23 protein-coding genes are annotated in these 19828 nt (G+C 63.4%); 12 read left to right on the plus strand and 11 right to left on the minus strand.

Translation table 11 applies throughout. The annotated features are described in order from the left end of the window. Positions 1–6: 6 nt before the first annotated feature. Both JST30_15500 and JST30_15505 read right to left on the minus strand, forming a co-directional pair. Positions 7–624, minus strand: a complete 618-nt coding sequence (locus JST30_15500) for a hypothetical protein (protein ID MBS1715731.1) — start codon at positions 622–624, stop codon at positions 7–9. 59 nt (positions 625–683) lie between these two features. Then, positions 684–1844 (minus strand): hypothetical protein, encoded by a 1161-nt coding sequence (locus JST30_15505; GenBank protein MBS1715732.1) that lies wholly within the window; start codon positions 1842–1844, stop codon positions 684–686. A gap of 124 nt (positions 1845–1968) precedes the next feature. Here JST30_15505 and JST30_15510 point away from each other — a divergent pair, with 124 nt between their 5' ends. Continuing rightward, on the plus strand, positions 1969–2940 hold the full coding sequence (locus JST30_15510; protein MBS1715733.1) for a Gfo/Idh/MocA family oxidoreductase: 972 nt from the start codon (positions 1969–1971) through the stop codon (positions 2938–2940). Between the two features lie 169 nt (positions 2941–3109). On the opposite strand, the gene JST30_15515 is transcribed toward JST30_15510, so the two are convergent. Next, positions 3110–4366, minus strand: a complete 1257-nt coding sequence (locus tag JST30_15515) for a hypothetical protein (protein MBS1715734.1) — start codon at positions 4364–4366, stop codon at positions 3110–3112. 107 nt (positions 4367–4473) lie between these two features. Between JST30_15515 and JST30_15520 the strand changes: the two genes are divergently transcribed. Continuing rightward, entirely contained in the window at positions 4474–5217 is a 744-nt protein-coding gene (locus JST30_15520; GenBank protein MBS1715735.1) for a TIM barrel protein, read from the plus strand. A 52-nt stretch (positions 5218–5269) separates the two neighbouring features. Then, positions 5270–6082 carry a hypothetical protein gene (locus JST30_15525; protein ID MBS1715736.1) on the plus strand — a complete coding sequence of 271 codons (813 nt, stop codon included), beginning with the start codon at positions 5270–5272 and terminating at the stop codon, positions 6080–6082. On the opposite strand, the gene JST30_15530 is transcribed toward JST30_15525, so the two are convergent. Both JST30_15530 and JST30_15535 read right to left on the minus strand, forming a co-directional pair. Further along, positions 6079–6654: a protoporphyrinogen oxidase gene (locus JST30_15530; protein MBS1715737.1), complete on the minus strand. Its 576-nt coding sequence runs from the start codon at positions 6652–6654 to the stop codon at positions 6079–6081. The genes JST30_15525 and JST30_15530 overlap by 4 nt on opposite strands. Before the next feature lie 67 nt (positions 6655–6721). Next, positions 6722–7258 (minus strand): GAF domain-containing protein, encoded by a 537-nt coding sequence (locus tag JST30_15535; GenBank protein ID MBS1715738.1) that lies wholly within the window; start codon positions 7256–7258, stop codon positions 6722–6724. 320 nt (positions 7259–7578) lie between these two features. On the opposite strand from JST30_15535, the gene JST30_15540 reads away from it, so the two are divergent. Genes JST30_15540 through JST30_15550 form a run of 3 tightly spaced genes read left to right on the plus strand, consistent with a single transcriptional unit; the run spans position 7579 to position 10181 of the window. Continuing rightward, positions 7579–9012: an amidohydrolase family protein gene (locus JST30_15540; protein ID MBS1715739.1), complete on the plus strand. Its 1434-nt coding sequence runs from the start codon at positions 7579–7581 to the stop codon at positions 9010–9012. Further along, the gene (locus tag JST30_15545) at positions 9009–9587 is read left to right on the plus strand and encodes a GNAT family N-acetyltransferase (GenBank protein ID MBS1715740.1); all 579 of its coding nucleotides are present in this window, start codon (positions 9009–9011) and stop codon (positions 9585–9587) included. The genes JST30_15540 and JST30_15545 overlap by 4 nt, the downstream gene beginning before the upstream one ends. Before the next feature lie 3 nt (positions 9588–9590). Beyond that, positions 9591–10181 (plus strand): GNAT family N-acetyltransferase, encoded by a 591-nt coding sequence (locus tag JST30_15550; GenBank protein ID MBS1715741.1) that lies wholly within the window; start codon positions 9591–9593, stop codon positions 10179–10181. Here JST30_15550 and JST30_15555 read toward each other — a convergent pair. Then, complete coding sequence (locus JST30_15555) at positions 10168–11628, minus strand: PQQ-dependent sugar dehydrogenase (GenBank protein MBS1715742.1); 1461 nt, start codon at positions 11626–11628, stop codon at positions 10168–10170. The two genes, JST30_15550 and JST30_15555, sit on opposite strands and share 14 nt — an antisense overlap. Before the next feature lie 72 nt (positions 11629–11700). Here JST30_15555 and JST30_15560 point away from each other — a divergent pair, with 72 nt between their 5' ends. After that, the gene (locus tag JST30_15560; GenBank protein ID MBS1715743.1) at positions 11701–11928 is read left to right on the plus strand and encodes a hypothetical protein; all 228 of its coding nucleotides are present in this window, start codon (positions 11701–11703) and stop codon (positions 11926–11928) included. A gap of 42 nt (positions 11929–11970) precedes the next feature. Then, positions 11971–12474: a hypothetical protein gene (locus JST30_15565; GenBank protein MBS1715744.1), complete on the plus strand. Its 504-nt coding sequence runs from the start codon at positions 11971–11973 to the stop codon at positions 12472–12474. A 6-nt stretch (positions 12475–12480) separates the two neighbouring features. Here JST30_15565 and JST30_15570 read toward each other — a convergent pair whose 3' ends face one another. Next, positions 12481–13227, minus strand: coding sequence for a carbonic anhydrase (locus JST30_15570; protein MBS1715745.1), 747 nt, complete (start codon positions 13225–13227; stop codon positions 12481–12483). Positions 13228–13365: 138 nt separating this feature from the next. Here JST30_15570 and JST30_15575 point away from each other — a divergent pair, with 138 nt between their 5' ends. After that, positions 13366–14460: a hypothetical protein gene (locus JST30_15575; GenBank protein ID MBS1715746.1), complete on the plus strand. Its 1095-nt coding sequence runs from the start codon at positions 13366–13368 to the stop codon at positions 14458–14460. Positions 14461–14485: 25 nt separating this feature from the next. Further along, positions 14486–14911, plus strand: a complete 426-nt coding sequence (locus JST30_15580; protein ID MBS1715747.1) for an OsmC family protein — start codon at positions 14486–14488, stop codon at positions 14909–14911. On the opposite strand, the gene JST30_15585 is transcribed toward JST30_15580, so the two are convergent. Further along, positions 14908–15336 (minus strand): DUF2784 family protein, encoded by a 429-nt coding sequence (locus JST30_15585; protein MBS1715748.1) that lies wholly within the window; start codon positions 15334–15336, stop codon positions 14908–14910. The genes JST30_15580 and JST30_15585 overlap by 4 nt on opposite strands. A gap of 64 nt (positions 15337–15400) precedes the next feature. Next, the gene (locus JST30_15590) at positions 15401–15817 is read right to left on the minus strand and encodes a hypothetical protein (protein ID MBS1715749.1); all 417 of its coding nucleotides are present in this window, start codon (positions 15815–15817) and stop codon (positions 15401–15403) included. Positions 15818–15980: 163 nt separating this feature from the next. On the opposite strand from JST30_15590, the gene JST30_15595 reads away from it, so the two are divergent. Next, positions 15981–16334, plus strand: a complete 354-nt coding sequence (locus JST30_15595) for a hypothetical protein (protein MBS1715750.1) — start codon at positions 15981–15983, stop codon at positions 16332–16334. 4 nt (positions 16335–16338) lie between these two features. On the opposite strand, the gene JST30_15600 is transcribed toward JST30_15595, so the two are convergent. Both JST30_15600 and JST30_15605 read right to left on the minus strand, forming a co-directional pair. Then, entirely contained in the window at positions 16339–17046 is a 708-nt protein-coding gene (locus JST30_15600) for a LamG domain-containing protein (GenBank protein MBS1715751.1), read from the minus strand. 54 nt (positions 17047–17100) lie between these two features. After that, a complete protein-coding gene (locus JST30_15605) occupies positions 17101–18159 on the minus strand; it encodes a hypothetical protein (protein MBS1715752.1) in 1059 nt (352 codons plus the stop codon). A gap of 328 nt (positions 18160–18487) precedes the next feature. Here JST30_15605 and JST30_15610 point away from each other — a divergent pair, with 328 nt between their 5' ends. Further along, the gene (locus JST30_15610) at positions 18488–19780 is read left to right on the plus strand and encodes a hypothetical protein (GenBank protein ID MBS1715753.1); all 1293 of its coding nucleotides are present in this window, start codon (positions 18488–18490) and stop codon (positions 19778–19780) included. Positions 19781–19828 lie beyond the last annotated feature (48 nt).

Here is a 19828-nt window from a genome sequence, read left to right on the forward strand (position 1 = left end):
GTGAATCTAACTTTCGGTCGGTTCCACGTCCGCTCCCGCTTCTTCGTCCTCTGCGGCTCCGCCGACAGCCGACGATTCGGCGCGGACCGGATGGACAGAGAAGACGGGGACGTCGCCGGCCGTGACGAGGTCGAGTCCTTCCGGCAATCGAAGGTCGGACGCGTGGATGCTGTGTCCGTAAGCGACCGCCGAGACGTCCACGTCGATTTGGGCCGGAATCTGGTCAAGGCGGCCCTTCACTTTGATGGTCGGAGTGGCGTGGACTAAGACGCCGGCGCCCGACGCGACGTCACCCGCCGTCCCGACCGCGTGGACAGGGACGTCGACGACGGCCTCGTCGTCTTTCGCGACGGCAGCAAGGGTCATGCTCAGGATCAAGGGGCTGTGGGGAAGGCGGTCGACATGTTTCACGAGGACGGTCCGCGACCTGGCTTCACCGTCGACGCGCAGTTCTAAGAGACCGATTCCGGACGCCCGGCCGATGGACGTCCGAACGTCGTCAGCGGGCGCCTGTAACTTCCTGGTCGGTTTGCCCTTCTCGATCAGTCCGATGGGGACGATCCCGTCGCGGCGCAATTGGTGCGGCTTCTCGTCGCCGCGTTCGGAGACGATCAGAACGCTCATGGTTCGAATGGACGCCGGTGCAAACCGGAGGTGACGGGACCCTCCGGGCATAGCCCTTTCTATCGAGACCTGTCGAAGGCCTTCTCGACGTCGCCCAAGCCGACGCCGAAACAATGGCGGCAAACGGGATCGAGGGCGGTGGCCGGCCCGACGAAGTGATACGTCGCGTGCATGTGCGTGTACGAACCGCCGGGTTTCAGGAAAAGCGCCGGCGAGGACGATTCCAGTTCGTAGAACGGTCCGAGCGGTGCCGCGCCGGGCGTTGGTGGCCCGTCGTTGTAACTGTTCGCGACGTCACCGGCAAAGGGTTCGTCCTGATGCTCCCACATCGAGTTCACATACTCTTTGAACCCCGGGTTGTAGGTGTAGGTCACGACCGTGAGCAACGATCGGTCGGGATCGTACGAGCCCATGGCCGAGCCGGCCCGGAACTGGCGTACCCGCTTGGGCGCGACTCCGATTTTGCTCCGGTGCTTGCCGTCGGCTTTGAAATAGACGACGCGGTCAGCGGTCTTCAGGCGGTCGTCCGGTACTTTTCCAAAGTACGAGTCGTTGACGACCGGGCCGCTTCCCATCTTCTCGTAAGGCATAAGCACGGTCGTGCGGTCACCCGGCTTGAACATGCCCAGGATCCAGACCGACAAAGCGCCACCGCCGTGTGTCCATTCTTGTTCCCCGACGTTCTTGAGGACGTTGATCGTCCGAAAGGACACGCACCGGACACCTTCCAGCGAGGGCAGACCGAGGTCGAGCCGCGCCTGGTCAGCCGAAAGGATCTGGACTTTGCGGTCGACGCGGAGGTCGAACCGCGTCCCGGACGCGTTCGTCACGCTGAATCCGGCTTCGAAGCGGGCCTCTTCGTCGGTCGTCGACTTCAGGTCGTACGCCATCGTGTCGATCGGGGCCGGCGTCTGCCAGTGCTCGAGGTCGTACGGGTCTCCGGACTTGAAGAAAATGCTGAACTGGCCACCTTCCGGACCGAGCCAGAATCGGTCTTCGCCACCGTACACGTTGATGTGGGGGCCGGTCTTGCCGCTCTCGATGAGGCTGTGATTGATCCAGCCAAGCCCTTCGCCGTTCTCGGCGTCGACCGTGCTCGTCATGACCCGCGCTTGGAAACCGCCCACGACGGCCACGGCTGAAGAGCCCTCTTTGAGAAGGGCAAAACCGGGTTGCTTTTGAAGCAGGCCGACGTCTTCGGCAAAGCTCCTTTCAGCCACGCCCGACCCCGAGAGAACCGCACCGACCACTGCCCACCATAGCGCCATCCGACGTCACCGTCGGTCGGTTGTATACCCTTGGGCCGCCTTCCGACGCCGGGGGAAGGTGAGTATGCTCAGGGTCATGAGGGTCGGAATCGTCGGTTGCGGCGGAATGGGAGGCGTCCATGCGAACAAGTACGCCCAGATGCACGGGGTCGAGGTCGCCGTTTTCGACACCGACTCCGAAAAGCTGGCCGCCTTCGTCGCTTCGCGGGGCCTCCGCGCGGCCGACTCGTTCGAGGCCCTTCTTCGAGATTCCGACGCCATGGACGTCTGCCTTCCGACGCCCGTCCATGCCGACGTGGCCGTCGCGTGCCTGTCCGCGAGCAAGCCGACGCTCGTCGAAAAGCCGTTCGCGCGGACGGTCGCGGAATGCGAGCGCATGATCACGGCCGCTCGGGACAGTGGGGCCCTCCTGGTGCCGGCCCACGTCGCCCGGTTCTTTCCGGAGCACCGGACGGCCCATGAGGCTATCGCCCGCGGCGATATCGGCGTTCCGGCCTCCGTCCGCATGCGCCGTGGGGGCGGACCGCCTAAGGCGGACTGGTTCCTGGACGCCGACGCGTCAGGAGGCATCTTGCTCGATCTTGCCGTCCACGAGTTCGATTGGTTGCTGTGGACGCTCGGCCCCGCCGAAACGGTCACGTCTCGCTCCGTCCGGCTCGGAAAAACCGTCGAAGGGGCCGAATTCCGCGGAGACTACGCCCTCTCCACCGTTACTTTCAAGAACGGCTGTGTCGCCCATGTCGAATCGACCTGGATGGATCCCAGCGGGTTCAGGGTGACGATCGAAGCCTGTGGCCCCAAAGGCGTCGTCGAATTCGACTCCAGGGACAACCCGTCGCTGCGCACGCACACGGGCACGACCGTGAACGAGAACAACTACGCCCCCGAAGACGACCCTTACTTCCGGCAGTTGACGGCCTTCCTCGAAGCCGCCTCCGGCCAAGCGGCTCCGTCCGTCAAGGCCGAAGAAGGAACCGAAGCGGTGCGGCTCGCGACGGCCGCGATCCAAAGCGCAAAGACCGGCGAGCCGGTCCGCGTGAGCGGTTGAACGGCTGCCCCTTGGCCCGACAGGCTTTAGCGCTTCTTCTTGACGGGTTTCTTTGCCGCCTTCTTCACGGACTTCTTGGCCGCCGTTTTCTTCGACTTGGCGAGTGGCTTGGCCGTCTTTTTCGTCAGGACCGTCGTCTTACCGGCCGACCCGTTCGAGGCGGCCGCCTTTAGAAAGGGGGCAGTTTCGACCCTAGGCTCGCGAACAGTTCGGCGAGACCGTTCTCGTACCAACTCTTGTCCTTTCGCGGCGCGGGCTTATAGACCGGCCCTTGGTAGACCTTCATGACCGACTCGGGCAACGGGAACGACTTCGAGATCTCCCCGTACGCCTTGGCGATGTCCGCGTCGCCCAGGAAGCTCCACCAACCGATAAGGAACGTGCCCGACAACTCGTACGGGCCGTAGCCCTTGTCCGGCCCGACGTCGCTCGCGCTGCCATAGCGGTAGACGCCGTTCATGCCGTTCATGAAGTTCGTCAAACGGTATCCCGGGAATCCGCTGTCCGGCTTTCGTAGGACGACCTTGTTCATCTGTTTCGCAAGGCCTGACCGGATCTTGTCGTAGAACTTGTAGTCGTCCGAATCCGGCGGATACGCGTTCCGGAGGGAGACGACGAAGAGGGCGAACCGATGAAAGTGCGACGTGTCCATCGTGATGTCGTTCACTTTCATGGGGATCATCCCGGGGGTGATCTGAGGGTTGCCCGCGAAGACGAGGTCGGGATGGTCCGTCCACATGCCGACGTCGAACAGCCACCCGCCGTCCCGGGTAAAGGTGCCCCGGTCTTCGAAGACCCGCCGCGCCGTGGACAGGACGTCCTTGATCGTGGACTCGTGGGGCAGGGGCGTCTTCGTCGCTTTCGAGTAGGTGACGAGGTCCGCGGCTTCGGCGAAGACGAAAGCCTCTTCGTCCGTGATCGCGGCGTAATACGACTTCGCCGGGTTGAAGAGGGCGAGCTTGTGGACCACGCGCTCTCGGACGCCGTGAAAATGGGCGATGTCGAAGCCGATCGCGTCCTGGCTCTCCCAACGGTCGGCGATTTCGTCGGCCGTGTAACGGAACAGCCGCTCGTTGACCTCGGATTTCCGGCCGGACTTGGCGCTCAGGGCCAAGAACCGTGTCGCCGTGTACAGATATTGCATCCGCGACAGCGGGTTCTTGCAGAGGTCGGTCCGCGGAACGTTGACGAGTCGGGAGTAATGGGCGTCGAACTGGGATTGCCAGTCCTTTTGGTCGAGCAGGAACGCGGCATGAAGGGGCACCATGTAGAAGTGCCCGTGCAAGTACGCGAGGTCGTCGTTCCACGAGTTCCTCGTCAGGTAGAGACCGATGTTCTTCTTGAACAGGTCGTTCTCGTGCTCCGTCACTTCGGGCGGAGTTCCGAAGGGAAGGGCCAACGCTAAGGCGACCGCCGCGATCTGCATGTCCAGAGTATTGACGGACCAGGCCTCCGGGCGGAAGGGACCAGGAGCCGCTCTGGTCCTACGCGTTCCCGACGTCATGGGGCGAGGAACGGCGTCTAGGGCAGTTGATGAAGGTGGCGATCCAACTGGGACGATTGAACGCGAAGATCCGGAAAGAGGGGCCGGGAGCCCTGCAGCGGATCGCAGACGCCGGTTTCCGGTACGTCGAGACCGACGGCGTGGTCGAAGGCTCGGACGCATCCGGGCGGAAGGAACTCGATGAAGCCGGCCTCCGATCGGTCGCAGTAACGTTCAACCTTCACGACTTCCATAGTCGGTTCGACGGTGCCGTCGCGACGGCCAAAGAACAGGGTGCTGAATACGTGGTGATCGAACACCTTCGACTGGACGATTTCGGCGACGGTTGGCGGCTCATGGGAGAGCGCATCCGGCGCTGGGTCGACGCCTTCGGGGCAGAAGGGTTCAAGACCGCGTATCACAACCACCGCATGGAGTTCGCTCCGGACGAGGGTCGAACGGGGCTTGAGAGCCTTCTGGAAGGCGCCGGGCCCGATCTCTTCGTGGAGTTCGACGTGGCTTGGGCTCGGAAAGGCGGCCAGGATCCCGTGCCATGGTTCACGAAGCTCGACGGAAGGATCGCGCTCGTCCATTTGGACAGCACGTGCCTTGCCGACAACGACCTTTGCGAGGCTTTGGTCCGAGCGGGTCATGACGGCAAGATCGCCTATGCCGTCGTCGTTCCCGACCCTCGTTCGGCAGATCCGGTTCCCGAGGCCGAAGTCCAGTTCCGGAACTTGATCCGGCTCGGGGCCGACGATGGCCCGCTCTTGGCACCGCGCGGGAACTCTTGAGGGACCTCCTGCATTCCGCCAGCAGGCGCCCCGTCGGCGCTCGGAGGACACCATGCGTTACGGGACCGCTCTTGCTGCTTTGGCCTTGCTTGCCGTTTCCGTCACCGCTCGCGCCGCGACGGTGACGGTCCACATTTTCAACTTCGATTTTGGGGCGGCACCGCCCGTCCACAGCGACCCTGTCATCGAAGTCGGCGATACCGTCCAATGGGTGTGGGACTCTGGGGTCCACAGCACGACCAGCGCCGCCGGTCAGGCAGAGTCTTGGAACTCAGGCTTGAAGAACTCCGGAACGTTCGACAAGACCTTCACGGTGCCGGGCGCTTACGGTTACTACTGCAGCCTGCACGGTCTCGACCTTGGCGGCGGCATGGTCAGCGGGATGGCGGGGAAGGTCTTCGTCGCCAACACGTTCTTCCCGACGACCGCCCAACTCTTGCGCGGGTTGCTGGTCTCGGGGAGCGTGGCCGATGTCGCCGTCAGCGACGACACTTATCTCACGGTGAAACGGGGCCCGACCGCTAACGGGTCGGAAGCACCCATCCAAGTCGTGTTCACGACCACGTCGAGCGTCCTGTCGCCGCAGATTCTAGGGATCTCGCTAGAAGACGGCGTGAACACGCCGGGCCTGTCCCGAAAGACCGAGTTCTTCAACTATCAGACAGGGCTCTACGAGATCATCGACCAGAGCAGCGCGCAGACCGGGGACAAGGTCAACCTGTTCCTCGTCTCGGGTACTGCCTCCCGTTTCGTGGAGCAACAGACCGGCCAGGTCAAAGTCAAGACTTCGTACTTCGCGACGGGCCCCGTCACGACGGCGTCTTATCGGGCCAGGTTCGACCGTGTGGCCGTTCTCGGACTCTAGACCGTTGCGCCGGACGTCGTCCGGTCGTTGGTGGAGAAGGCCGAGGACCGGTCTCCGGCCGCAACGGCGCGTGCGAACGCATCGACTTGCTCCCAATCGGTCAATTCGTGGTCGCGGCCCGTGTCTTGGGGCCCGCCCGAGAGCCGGGCGATCCGTTTCATGAGCATCCGCTTGAGATAAGGGTACTTCGTGTAGTCGAGGGACCCTGCTAGAGAGGCGATGAAGTCCGGCTCCAATCGAGAGGCGCTGAGGGCCTCTTCGACGATCCGGGCGTCTTCGAGCCGGGCCACGTCCCTCTTGTCGGAAGCGCTCATGCTGACCGTGAAGAACGCGACAGTCCGTGAAGCAAGGGCCTCTTGACGCTCTTTGGCCCATTGGCAAAGCTCTGGCGAGGCTGAACCGATGTACACGGGCCCTCCGAGGACTACCGTCGTCGAATCCTCCCTGACCTCCCCGCCGAACTCGGACACTGTGACGTCGTGGCCCTCGCTCCGCAAAACTTCGGCGATCCGCTCAGCGATCTTGCGCGTTTGGCCGTGGGTGGTCGCGTAGACGACGTCGGACTTGGGCACACCCCCAGTTTGCCCTAACGTGCGAACGGGACCAGGGCACGCGACCAGGCTCAGGGCTGCCGCTTTCTTAGGCTGCCTTGTTCCGCACCGCGTCGAGCGCGGTATTGAGGCATTCCAGTTCGTCTTGTAGGATCCGGATCTGGAGGTCGGACTGGAGCATCGACGCGGCGATTTGGGACAGGAGCATCAAGGCCGACGATTCGTCCGGCGTCATCGTGTGTGAACGCCGGTCCAGGACGCACAGCGAGCCGACGTTCTGACCATCGACGCGGACGGGCGCCCCGGCATAAAACTTAAACTTCAGCTCGCTCACGAGCGGAATGTCGGCAAAACGCTCGTCGTCCGAAGCGTTCTCGACGCAAAAGACCTCGTTCTGCCGGACGGTGTGGTCGCAGAACGACTGAGAGCGGGGCGTTCCGTCGAACGGAAGCCCGATGTTGGACTTGAACCATTGGCGGTCCTCCGAAACGAGGCTCAATGCGGCCACCGGGACGCTCAAGATGTGGCAGGCGAGGGCCGTAATCGAGTCGAAGCGCCATTCCGACTGCGTGTCGAGCACGTCCAGTGCCGCAAGGACCTTGATCCGGGCTTGTTCCGTCGTCATCTTCTTGTCTCCCTGGACGGACGAACCGTCATGAATCAATAATCGGTTGTCAGTTGTTCACGCTCTATCCGTACTGACCCCTTTTGCACGCGCTTCTTCGCTCCGTTTGACCTTGAGGACCGTCGAGCCTCATTTCATAAGGCGTACCGCAGGCCACGGAAGGGGCTGCACCGAATACAAAGACGCCCTCAGCGCTTCCTGTCCCCAGGTATGTACAAAAGAATCGTTCTTTCTGTCGAAGTCCCGTCCAGGCCCTTGGGACGACGGCCGTAACTCGACCGGACGGGGCGTACCGAGAGGTCTCCGGTGTAACCTGGGCCATGACCCGACGCCGATTCCTGGGACAGGCCGCGTCCTTCGCCCCGACCTTGGCCCTTTTGGGCGCCGATTCCGGCGGTTTCGCCGCCGAGACCGCGTTGATCGGGGGCCGTGTCCTCGACCCGGAGTCAAAGACCGACAAGCGGCTGAACGTGGGGATGACAGGCGGCCGGATCGTGGCCTTGACTTCCGAGAGGTTGAACGCGAAGCGGACGGTCGACGTCAGCGGACTCGTCGTCTGCCCCGGGTTCATCGATCCGATCTCCCACGGCCAGGACATGGAGAACGACCGCGTGCAAGTCCTCGACGGAGTCACGACGAAGCTCCAACTCGAGTCAGGGGCCCCAGACGTCGACGTTTGGTACGACGGTCAAAAGGGGCGACGACTCTGCCACTACGGGACGGCCACCGGTCATGGTTGGGCAAGGACGTCCGTCCTCGGGGACGACACCGAAGCGTCCAAACGCGCGGCAGACGAGAAGGAGACCGCTCAAATCGCGGACTTCGTCGACCGCGCCCTCAAGCGCGGAGCTTTGGCCGTCGGCTTCGGACTGGAATACAGGCCGCAGTCGGGTCGCAAGGAGGTTCTGGACGTGTTCGCCGTCGCCGCCCGGCACGGTGTGGCGTGTCACTGCCACGTCCGGTACGGGACCGTTGCGGACGACCAGAGCGCCGTCGTGGGGATCCAGGAGGTTTTGGCCGATGCCGTAGCGACCGGGGCCGGACTCCACGTCGTCCACGTCCCAAGCATGGGGCTGAGCCGGACTGAGGAGGCGCTCCGTCTCATCGAGAGGGCCCAAGCCCGAGGCTTGGACGTGACGTGCGACTTCTATCCCTATACGGCCTTTGGCACGGAGATCGGATCCGAAGTGTTCGCCGAAGGGTGGCAGCAGAGGTTCGGGATCGACTATGGCGACGTCGAATGGGGCAAGACCCACGAGCGGTTGACCCGCGAGACGTTCGAAAAGTACCGGGCTGAGGGTGGGTTCGTCGCAGCCCATGCGATCCCCGAGCGGGCCGTCGTCGCGGCCCTGGTAAGCCCTGCGTCCATGATCGGCACCGACGGCGGGTTGGAGAACGGCGTCGGACATCCCCGGAGCGCGGGCACGTACGCCCGGATCCTGGGCCGCTACGTCAGACAGCAGAAGGCCGTCTCCCTGATGACAGCGGTCGAGAAGGCCACCCTGCGGCCCGCGAAACGGATGGAAAAGGTGTGTCCGGATTTCAAGCGGAAGGGCCGGGTCAAAGTCGGGTGCGACGCCGACCTCTGCGTCTTCGACCCTGAGACGGTCATCGACCAAGCGACCTTCGACGGTCCGGCACGACCGTCCGTCGGGTTCCGCCACGTTTTCGTGGGCGGCGTCCAGGTGGTCGACGAGGGGCAGTTGGTGGAGGACGTGCGGCCGGGGCGGCCGTTGCGCGGCAAAATCCGATGAACGCTCGCTCTTCGGGTCTCGATTTGAAGCCGATCGTCGACGGACCGATCGTGACCGCCCGGACCCAGATCCGGCGCCTGAGCCATGCCGACGCCCCCGACCTTTACGACGTCTTCTCCGATCCGGCGGTGATGCGCTATTGGTCGTCGCCGCCGTACGAGAGGACGGACCAGGTCACCAGGCTTATCGACGCGGTCGAGGCGGGCTACGACGACGGCTCCTTCTTTCAGTTCGGGATCGTGGACGCGTCGGAGTCCAAGGTCGTCGGGACTTGCACCCTTCATCAGATCGACAGACAGAACCGTCGGGCCGAGGTGGGTTACGTCTTAGGCCGTCGTTCTTGGGGCCGAGGCTTGATGTCCGAGGCATTGACCGCCCTCCTGACGGTCTGCTTCAGGGACGTCGGATTTCACCGTATCGAGGCCGACACCGATCCGAGGAACGCGGCGTCCGTCCGGTTACTCGAGCGGCTCGGGTTCCAAAGGGAAGGACTCCTCCGGCAACGTTGGATCGTCGCGGGCGAAGTGTCGGACACCGCGTTTTACGGCCTCTTAGCCGACGAATGGAGCCCCTGAGCCGTGGCCGACGTCATGTTCCGGTGGGAGGGGCCAGGTGCTTTCGAGGAGCACGGGCTTATCCCGATCTCTTTCATGGTCCAAGCCACGGTCGATCTGGACGTGTTGCTTCGGACGGAGGGCCGGACCGTCGTCGCCGTCCCACGTCCTTCTTACGAGAAGGACTATGACGCGGTACCGACCGAACGGCCCGCTTCCTATTCGAGAAACGGGGACACGGGCCGGTGGCTGGTGCTCGGTGCGTTCGCCGATGGGCGCCGGGTCGGGGGCGTCGTCCTGGCCCCACGGGCCAACGGGTTCGCCTTTGCCGAGGACCGGCACCGTGCGGCGGTGATCGTCGACCTGCGCGTCTCGCCAGACTTTCGAGGCATCGGGATCGGCCGACGACTGATCGAGGAGTCTTGCTCCCACGTCGCGGGTCTGGGAACGGAGACCTTGGTCGTCGAGACACAAGACACGAACGTCCCGGCCTGCAGGCTCTACTCGTCCTGCGGTTTCTCCGTCTTTACGGTCGATCGCCTCGCCTATGGCGAAGACACTGACGAGGCGCTGATCGGGTGGGAACGGAGCCTCGAGGCCGTCAGGATCCGGTAGGCACGAGCCGTACGATCCGGTCCGGTCCGTTGACGGCGATATAGACCGTCCCGTCCGGGGCTACGTTGATGTCACGGATCCGACCGATGCCGGACACGACTTCTTCTCTTTCGATCAGCTTGCCGTCCTTGACCCTCATCCGCCAAACCGTGTTCCCGGCGAGTCCGCCCGCCAAGAGGTCGCCCTTCCAACCGGGGAACGCGTCACCTTTGACGAGGGTCAGACCGCTCGCTGCGATCGAGGGCAGCCAGCGGTAGACGGGCTGGACAAAGTCCTGACCTTGGGCCGGCCATGGTGTCACGAACGGCGTGTCGTTGTAGTTGATCGAGAACGCCACCACGGGCCAACCGTAGTTGCCGCCCTTCTGGATGAGGTTGAACTCGTCGCCACCTCTCGGGCCGTGTTCGGTGTCCCATAGCCGGCCTTCTGCGTCGAAAGCGAGGCCTTGAGGGTTCCGGTGGCCGTAGCTCCACATCGGGTTGCCGTCGACCGGGTTGTCCTTCGGGACGCTCCCGTCCTCGTTGAGGCGCATGATCTTGCCATAAGGCGTCGTCTGGCTCTGCGCACCCATGTTGGTCCCGCGTTCACCGACGGAGAAGTAGACGTGCCCCTTCCCATCGAAGGCGATCTTCGCGCCGAAATGGATGCCCGCGCCGCTATACGTTTCCTGCGGTGCCTGATAGACCGTCTCTTCGGACGTCCACGACGCGTCGTCACCGGTCCACGACAGCTTGCCGCGGACGACCTTGGTCATGGCCCCCCGTCCGCTTTCGGCGGGATCGGCCAGGGCCAGGTAGACCCATCCGTTCTTCGCGTAGTCCGGATGGACGCGGACGTCGGACATCCCGCCTTGTCCTTGTTCGACCGACTTCGGGAGGTTTGCGACGGTGCCGACTTTTTGGCCGTCCTTGACGATCCAGAGGCTTCCGTTCCGGTTGGTCATCAGCATGCGACCGTCCGGGAGCCAGTCGACCGACCACGGGGTCGACATGCCCCCTTCTAGGACTTTTTCGATGCGGAACGACGCGCGGTCGGTCTTCCAGACGCCGTCTTCGGACCGTGGCCCCCAACCTGAAGCCCTCAGCCCTTTGAACTGGAGCTCCCGAAGGTGGACGACCAGTGCCCAGATCTGTCGGTCGTTCAGTGATCCGCCGTACGCTTCCATGCCCATGTCCTTGACCCCGTCCTTGATCGCGTCGAAGAACGGTTTGTCGAGGCTTTGCTCGAATTTCTCGGCCGTAAGCAATGTCTTCGTCCCGGCTCCTCCCCCTTCGCCCCGAGCGCCGTGGCATTTGGCGCACGTGTCGTTGTACAGCGCGGTGACGTTGTTCGCGTCTTGAACGCCTGTCGGTCCGGGCGCGACGCCCTTGTCTTCCGGCCGGGCAAGGCATGCGGCAGTCGCCGCGGTTCCGGCGGTCAAAAGGGCGAGCTTCGAAGCGAGCGTCATCGCACCAGAGGATACTCGCCCGGATCAGGGCCCTGTTCCGTCGCGGCTTGGGCCGGAGGTATGGTCCACGGCATGAAAGGGTTCACCCAAGAACAGCTCGAAGCCGCACGGCCGAACCGGGCTTTGACGGACTGCGTCGCGTATTGCCTGGACGCCTTGTTCGCCGACCAGACCCGCGATCCGTCGGAGTCCGTCGTCGACGGCCTGACGTTCGAGGCCCTGATCGGAACCCTGCTCTTGGCCCGTGACTATGCGGCTCCGATGGACGGCTTCTTCGACGACGGCCCCGAAGACTGTTAAGGGGTCCCGGTACCCGTGAGCGTCAGCGGCGTGTAAGTCTCCATGCTCGTTACCGCAGCACTCACGATGACGGCCATGAGCATGACCAAGGGACAGGATCCTTCGAGCGCTCCTCCCATCAAGGGCATGCCGTACCTTTCCATCCAACGCGTCGAACAGATCGACAACCTCGACAAGGGTGACGCTCTCGGCAAGAACCGCGCCGACTTCTACGCGATCGTCACCGTGAACGGAGTCCGCACCCAGACGCAGGTCTTGGCGACCGACGACGGCCGACCGGACTGGAACATTCCCTTGGACTACTCCAAGCGGGTTTCCAGGATCACGGTGCGGCTCATGGACGACGACGGAGGCTTAGAAGCCAAAGACGACCACGCCGATATCTGCCCGAAAGCGCACCGGAAAGACCTGACGTTCACGTATGACAGGGGGACCGGCCGCTTGTCCGGCGACGTACGCGGTCGCTTGAACCGTTCCGTCGTTTCCGAGGGACTGGGGGACGACGACCGCGCAAGGATCACGTTCGTCGTCCGCAAGACTCGGTGAGACGGATCAGTCGCGATGGACTTTGACGAAGGCCTTGCCGTCCTTAGGACGACTGGCCGAAACCGTTCGGACCAAGCCCGTCGAGACGTCGTACACGGCCCCGATCACGGTCAAGCGGCCCGACGCGACCAGTTCTGCCAACGGGGCGCCCGCGACCGTCTTCGAGACCGTCCGGGCCACGTTGGCTTCGACGGCGTTCTTGAAAAAGTCTCCCGGCTTCGACTTGGCCGCTGCGACGGCGGGAAGGATTTCCGCGACAAGGTCGAAAATGTGACCTTCATGCTTGGCCGAGCCGTGCGCCGCCGTCGGCTTGTGGCCGTCCTTCGTGCCGTGCCCGTGGCCGGCCTTTGGCGCCGCAGAGGCGTCCATCGCGGCTTTCACGGCGCCGCACTTCTCGTGTCCGAGGATCACGACAAGTCCGGATCCCAAATGCTCGACGGCGTATTCGACGCTTGCGAGGACGTAGGGATCGGCCACGTTGCCCGCAACCCGGACGACGAAAAGGTCGCCAAGGCCTTGGTCGAAGATGATTTCGGGCGAGAGCCTCGAATCTGCGCACGTTAGGACCACCGCATAGGGGTGTTGGCCCTTCGCGACCTCGACCATCCGGTCCCGGCCCTGGTTCGGGTGGATCGGACGGCCGTCGATGAACCGCCGGTTACCGGCTTTGAGCCTGTCGATCGGGAGGAGCGCGTCGTCCGTCGATGCGGGAAGGCCGGCGAACGCGGCAGCAAGGAGTCCGGTGATGACCATGTTGTTAAGAGGATTCTTGGGGAGCGGCGGGCCGATCCCCACGGCTTCCGGACACAATCCCGCAGTTCCACGGGCACGGCTTTCTTGATCTCGGCACTTTGGTAATCCGGCCGGCCTCGTATAGAATGGGAGACGATCATGAGGACGTCCCTCTGCTTGCTCGTCGCCTTCGCCGCTTGCCAGGCCCTTCCCAGCGGACTCGTCTGGTCGAACGTCGTCAACATGCCGGGCGACCTTCAATCGACGGGGGACGGTTGGAGCGCGACGCGGGCCGAAGACATCGGCTCGTACCGTTGCGCCGCGGACGACGTCTCGTTTTCCCGACCGACGCGGATCGATTCGTTCGTGTACTACAGCATCCAAGTCGGGACGCCGGACATTCTCGGCGGCGACCTCTATGTCTACACGGTGGACAACGGACACCCTGGAACGCTCGTCGCGGCGCGCCCCGACCTCCCGAACGCCCATGTCGACACCGGGCTCTTCAACAACGTCTTCAACGCGACCGTTTACAGCAACACCCTTGCCGTGCCTGGCCTCGAACTCCCGGCAGGGCAGTACTTTCTCGCCTTCCGTACGGTCGAGAACCGGATCAACGGTCAAAAGAACGGCGCTTTGACCACTCGCGTCGCCATCGGTGGCGCCCGGGCCCAATGGAACTTCTCCGTCTCCCGGGACGGGGACGTCGGCGAAGGTTGGATGACGATGGACGCGTTCAACCTTGTCCAAGACCAGGAATGGGCGTTCCACGTCATTGGGAGCACCGTGGTCGAACCCGTGTCCTACACCGTCAAACTCGGAAAAGCCTCGTCGGGCGACGTTTCGAGCCTTCGGTCAGCGGACGGCGACGCTTTGCGCGTGTGCAAGTTCGTCGTGCCGAACGCGCAGGCCGCCCCGGTCAACGTCGAAGTCGAGGCGACCTCCCCTTACGCGGTCCCGACGTCGCTTTCGTTCGCCGTGAGGTCCAAAATGGCTTCGGCGGGCCAGTTCGCCCAGACTTTGGACCTTTACGACTGGAACGCCGGCGCTTTTGACCCGGTCGACACCCGGACCGATGCCCTGACGACGTCCTACTCGGTCAACGAACTGGCCGCATCGGGGGCCTTGACGCGATACGTCCGAGCCGGAGACGGAGCGGTCCGGGCCCGCTACCGGGTGCGTGTGACCGGCGTGTCGTCGGTAGCCCTGTGGTGCCACGACGCCGACCGCGCCGTGTGGTACGTTGCCCCCTGAGCGGACGAAGCTCGAAGGAACAGTCATGATCAGAACAGCGACCGCCGTTTGGAACGGCTCGGCATTGGAAGGGAGCGGCACGTTCAGCGTCGGGAGCGGCGTCCTTGGCTCGATTCCGTTCTCTTTCGCCCAGCGGTTCGGAGACGAGCCGGGCACGAACCCTGAGGAGCTGATCGCCGCGGCGCACGCTTCGTGCTTCTCGATGGCCCTGAGCTTCGGGCTAGGGAACGCCGGCCATCCTCCGGAGCGTGTCTCGACGGACGCGAAGCTGACGATGGAGAAGCAACCGGACGGTTGGGCCGTGACGGCCGTCCACCTGACCGTCCGCGCCAAGGTTCCCGGTCTGTCCCCGGAGGCGTTTCAAGACGCGGCCCGCTCGGCCAAAGAAGGATGCCCGGTCTCGAAACTGCTGAAAGCCGAGATCACCATGGACGCGACGCTCGAAGCTTAAGCCTGCACAGAAGCGGCTGTACCGTCTTCAGCCGACGACAGACGGCGATGGATCCGGGCGTCCCGGACGTTGAGGACGGTGCTCGCCGTCAGGGAAAACAGGAACGCCCAAAACGCGACCGAACTCACGAGGGACGCGGGCGGGTCCCATCCTGTCAAGGTGCGGACAAGCAGGACAAGGTAGTTGTCGGCGGTCTCGTGGATGCCTAGCGCGGCGCGGACCTTCCAATGCCAGTCGGTCAGGACGCAGTAGCCCCTTCCGTACCAGATCCCCATCAGCGTCCAACTCGCTAACGTCAAGAGCAAGGTCGCAAGGTTCCATCGGCGCAACTTTCGCGGGATCCAACCGAGCACGTTGAAGACCACGAGCCCCGCATGGACGGCGAACAGCAGGACGTTGGCGACGACGAGCAGGAAATGGGTCATCTCGGGCAGCCTCCGAGGGACTTAACCGTGCTGCGGAAGACCCGGTTCCAAAGCCGACACGGGATCACGGCCAGTTCGTCCCGTCGAAGCGGAACTCGTTCCTCTTGCCGTTCTCTTGAAAGATGAAGCGCAGCGACGATTTCAGCTTAGGATAAAAGAAGCCGCCGGTCACGATCGGCTTGAACGAAAACCTGCCTTTGTCCTTGACCTCGCCGTCAAACTCGATCGTCACCGTGTTCCCGACGGCCGAGGCTAGGACTTCGTGCTTTTCGCCGTCCGACTCGAACTCGAAAAAGACCCACGGTTCGGGCGGAACGGCCGTAGCTCCGGTCTTGTGCTCGATGACGTCTCCGTTCAGTTCGCCGTTGATCGAGACCTCGTCCCATCGGTTTTCCGGTAGGGGTTTAAGCGTTTTGAAGAGTTCTTCGATCGAAAGTTTCTTCAGGTCGTTGAGGCCTTTGATGATGTCCGTGAACGGCATGGCGTGTCCTAGGGAACGGGCCTCTGACGGGCAGCCCGCTCCATCTTGACGATCTTATCAGGTCTTTCCGCCGTTTCCCGTTAAGGCCCGGCCGAGTCCTTCAAAACGGCGACGGCGCGAACCTCCCGGGCCGGACGATAATAGGGACGAGGGTCGAAAGGCCATGAACGCCGACCGACTGTCCGCCCAGAATCACGTGTTGACCCACGACGACTCCGATCCGGTTGTCAAGGGACCGCAAGGTCAGGACGTCCACGTCTGCCCAGAGTGCGGCCACCCGATCCATGCGGACGATGTCCGTTGCCCGTCGTGCAAGGCGACGCGCGAAGTCTTCAACGGACACGACGGCCTTGGCGGGCTCTTCATCATCCTCGGCCTCCTGTTAGGCGCGTGCGGCGTCGCCTGCCTGACCCAGGAACGCCTCCGGGTCTTGGGCGCGATCGCCCTCACCGTCGCCCTTGTTTCCGCGCTCTTCGGCCGAAAGCTCGTTTTGAAGTGGCGGATCTACCGCTGGTGACGCCCTAACGGCGTGCCGACCGGCGAAGGACGGGTACCGCCGTCACGTCGTCCCATGTCGCCGGACCGTTCCACAGACGGACGTCCCGGATCGATCCGTGGAACGGCTGGTTGTGGCAACCGCCCAATGGGTTCTGGACGTTCCCGATCGAAAAACCAGGCGACCATTGAGAGTCGAGGACGACGAACGGAGAGACCGGATCGCTCGATTGGGCCGCTAAGAAGCCGTCCACGTACAGCCTGGCGGTATGCGTCCCAGCGTCGAACGTGGCGAGAAGGGTCTGCCAGGTTCTCAACCGCGCCTGCGCACGGACAAGTGCGCGACCGCCGTCCGAACCGTCGACGTAGAACGTGAAGTAGCCGTCCTCTCCGACGTTGAGCGAGTAGTTGTCCAGTGCCGACCTGTCGTCGCCACGGAAGACGATCTGGCCCCTGGGGCTCGTGCCGCCTTGAGGCCAGGCCGCCGGATAAACCTTTGCGCTCAGGGAGAACGAACCCGGTAACGAGAACTGGGAACTGTCTTTGAAGAACAAGGCACCGTTCTTGCCACCGAGCTTTAATCCGTCGCGGACTCCGAACGAAGCGTCTCCGACCAGCGTGCCCTTCGTCCCCAAGAGAGCTTCGTTGGAATTCACCTCAAGGGGAAACCAAGCGACGAGCGAGGCGTGGGCCGACGTCGCCGCGCATGCGGCCAAAAGTGCGAAGCTCTTCATGTCCTGTCCGCACAGACGGGCGACGCCGTACGTGGTTTCACGCGTGGGCGGTCGTCAGCCCGAGACCTTCATGACGGCGAGGTCGACGTCGACGCACGGCTTGGCCGTCGCCGACGGACCAGAACGGAAGACCTCGATCCGGCCCTGGAGTTTGCCGTCCGCTCCGACATACGCCGACGGCAGGTCGGTCGGACGCCCGATACCGAACTGCCAGGACTCGCCGATGCGCGTCGGGCGCAAGACCTCGTCGAAGCCGCCCCATCCGAAGTTGAACATCAGAAGGCGGATACTGTACATGCCCGAGTTCGCCATCCTTGAGACCGTAAAGAACTCGATCCGTTCGGGAGCTGTCTTGGTCGTCGTGTAGTCCAGGGTCAGTCGGACGAAAGGACTCGTCATGCTCGGGACGAGATACTTGCAGAGCGTCTCGGCTTTGCCGTCCTGGACGGCGAGCCTGGACATCGAACCTCCGTCGACCTGTCCGAGCTGGACGGTCTGCTTCGTCGCGGCAAGCGTCTCCGTCGTCGCTCCACCGACTTTCGATACGGCCATCTGGTCGGCCAGGAAGATGACGCCGTAGTCTCCTCCGGTCGCCGGTGGCGCGTCGTAGTGCACGACCACGCGGTTGAACGGAGTCGAGGACGAGAACGACAATTGACCCGTCGGCCAAGTCCCCGCCCCAGGAGCCGTCGTCACGGACGTACCGACGGTCGTCGCATCGAAGTAAGCGGTGACCCTCATGGTCGCAGAACTTGAACAGGCCAGCTCTTGAGGCGAGTACAGCAGCGAGAATTCGGTCAATGGCTCTGAGAACGCGATGTACAGGTCGTCGCGGAAGACGGTGTTCGGGTAGATGCAGTTCCCTTGGAATCCGAGCGGGGTGAATCCCATCGTGTCCGCTCGCTGGACCGAATAGCCGTAGAACTGGTACGACAGGTGGGCCGTGATGCCTCCTGCGGTGACATCGATCGGGAGCGGCGTATGGGCAGGGACATCGTCGAAACCGAACGCCACGGACTGGGCCGGTACAGGGAGCGTCAAGAAGACTGCCGAAAGTAAGAAGAGCGACTTCGTCGATCGCAACGCCGACAGGGGCCGGAAACGGAGGTCCATATGTCCATGCTACGCCACGACCGGACGGAGGAACGCTGTTCACGACGATGGGCCTATGGTATAAACGGATACACAAAAGTCATACTTTACGGGTCGCAGACGGTGATCGGTCGCTTGGCGAATGGCGCACACTCTGATAAGTCATAAGAACTTATGACATCTGATATGACGACGGGCCAATGGGTCTGCAACGTGAGGGCTGTCCGTTTGGCGGGTGTAGAAAGGTCATGGAGCCGGGCCTGATGAGGCCCGGGAGTCTATGGCCCTTTCTTTCTCACTCCGTTCTCTGACATCCGTCGTCCTTCTCGCCGTACTCTCAGGACCTTCGTTGGCCACGACGTTCCGGCTCGTGCCTCTCGACCTGGGGTCGGGATGGACGATGACCGGGACCGTCGAAACCGACGGCACGGTCGGGCCGCTGAGCGCCTCGAACATCGTGTCCTGGTCGATCGACGTCACAAGCGCGACCGGTTACAGTTGGGACGCCACGAACACGTCAGACTTCTCTCAGTCCGTCCTCTCCGACGGGCAGAAGCTTTACGTTCCGACGTCACCGGACGGCTTCAGTGACGGTGGAGTCCTGGGCTTTTACGGCAGCGTCTACGACCAAGTCCGGGTCGCGGACTTCTCAGGTGCGTACGCTGCCGGCGGCGTCGCCCTCTACATCAAAGGGTCAGCCTTCGATTTCCTCGATCTGGGCCAACCGAACGGCTTCCTGTACGAGGCTGCGGACGTCGATCCCTTCGACAACGGCCTGTTCGTCCTTCGCCCCGTGACCTTCTTGGACGGGACGACCCTCAAGGGCACGGTCAGGACGGACGGATCGCTCGGGGTCACGACGTTCGTCGATTGGCACGTCCGCGTCGAACAGACGAGCACCTTTACGTTCTCGCCCTCGAACAGCACCGTCAAGATCGCGACCGGCCTTTCGACCGACGGTCGTCGCTTGGCCGTCACACCGACGGACGAATACGGGAACGGGAACGCGTTCGAAATCGGCTTTGGCACCTTCGATCCGACCCTTGCCGTCCTTGCCGACTTTACGTGGCTGCCTGAGGGACAGGCGGGCTACATTTCTCCCTTTGGCATGTTCACCGTGTCCCCGCTTCCTTTGAACACTGACGGCGACTACATCGTCGCACATGTCACCGGGACGTTCGAAACGGTCCCTTCTGCGGAGCGGATCCTCTTGGGAAAGGGCACTCTTGGGAACGTGGCGAGTTGGTCGTCTCCGGACGGTGACGCGCGCAGGGTCTGCAAGTTCTTCGTACCCTCGATGACGGCGCCTGCCGTCCGTATCGACTTGGACTTTCCGACGGACCGACCCGTTCCTGTCGCCGTCTCGCTGGACCTGACGGTGCGCGCCGTCCAAGCCGGGTCGTACGTCCTTCGTTCGAGCCTCTTCGACCAGACGCAAGGATCGTTCGTCACGATCATTCCCGATACTCACGTGACGACGTCTTACTCGACCTTGACCGGTGCTGCGGGCGGGAACCTTGCCGACTACTTCGCAATCGATGGGACCGCCTCCGTAAGGCTCGAAGTCCGTCAAACAGGCCCTGGCGCAGCGATGTTGCCGTGCTTCGAGTTCGACGCGGCCCGCCTCGTGATCACGGAGTGACAGGGGTCGGACCGGGCGGTCGCTCAACGGCCGCCCGGTCGCACCTGC

Source organism: Armatimonadota bacterium, assembly GCA_018268395.1.
In the GTDB taxonomy this organism is placed as follows: Bacteria; Armatimonadota; Fimbriimonadia; order Fimbriimonadales; family Fimbriimonadaceae; genus JAEURO01.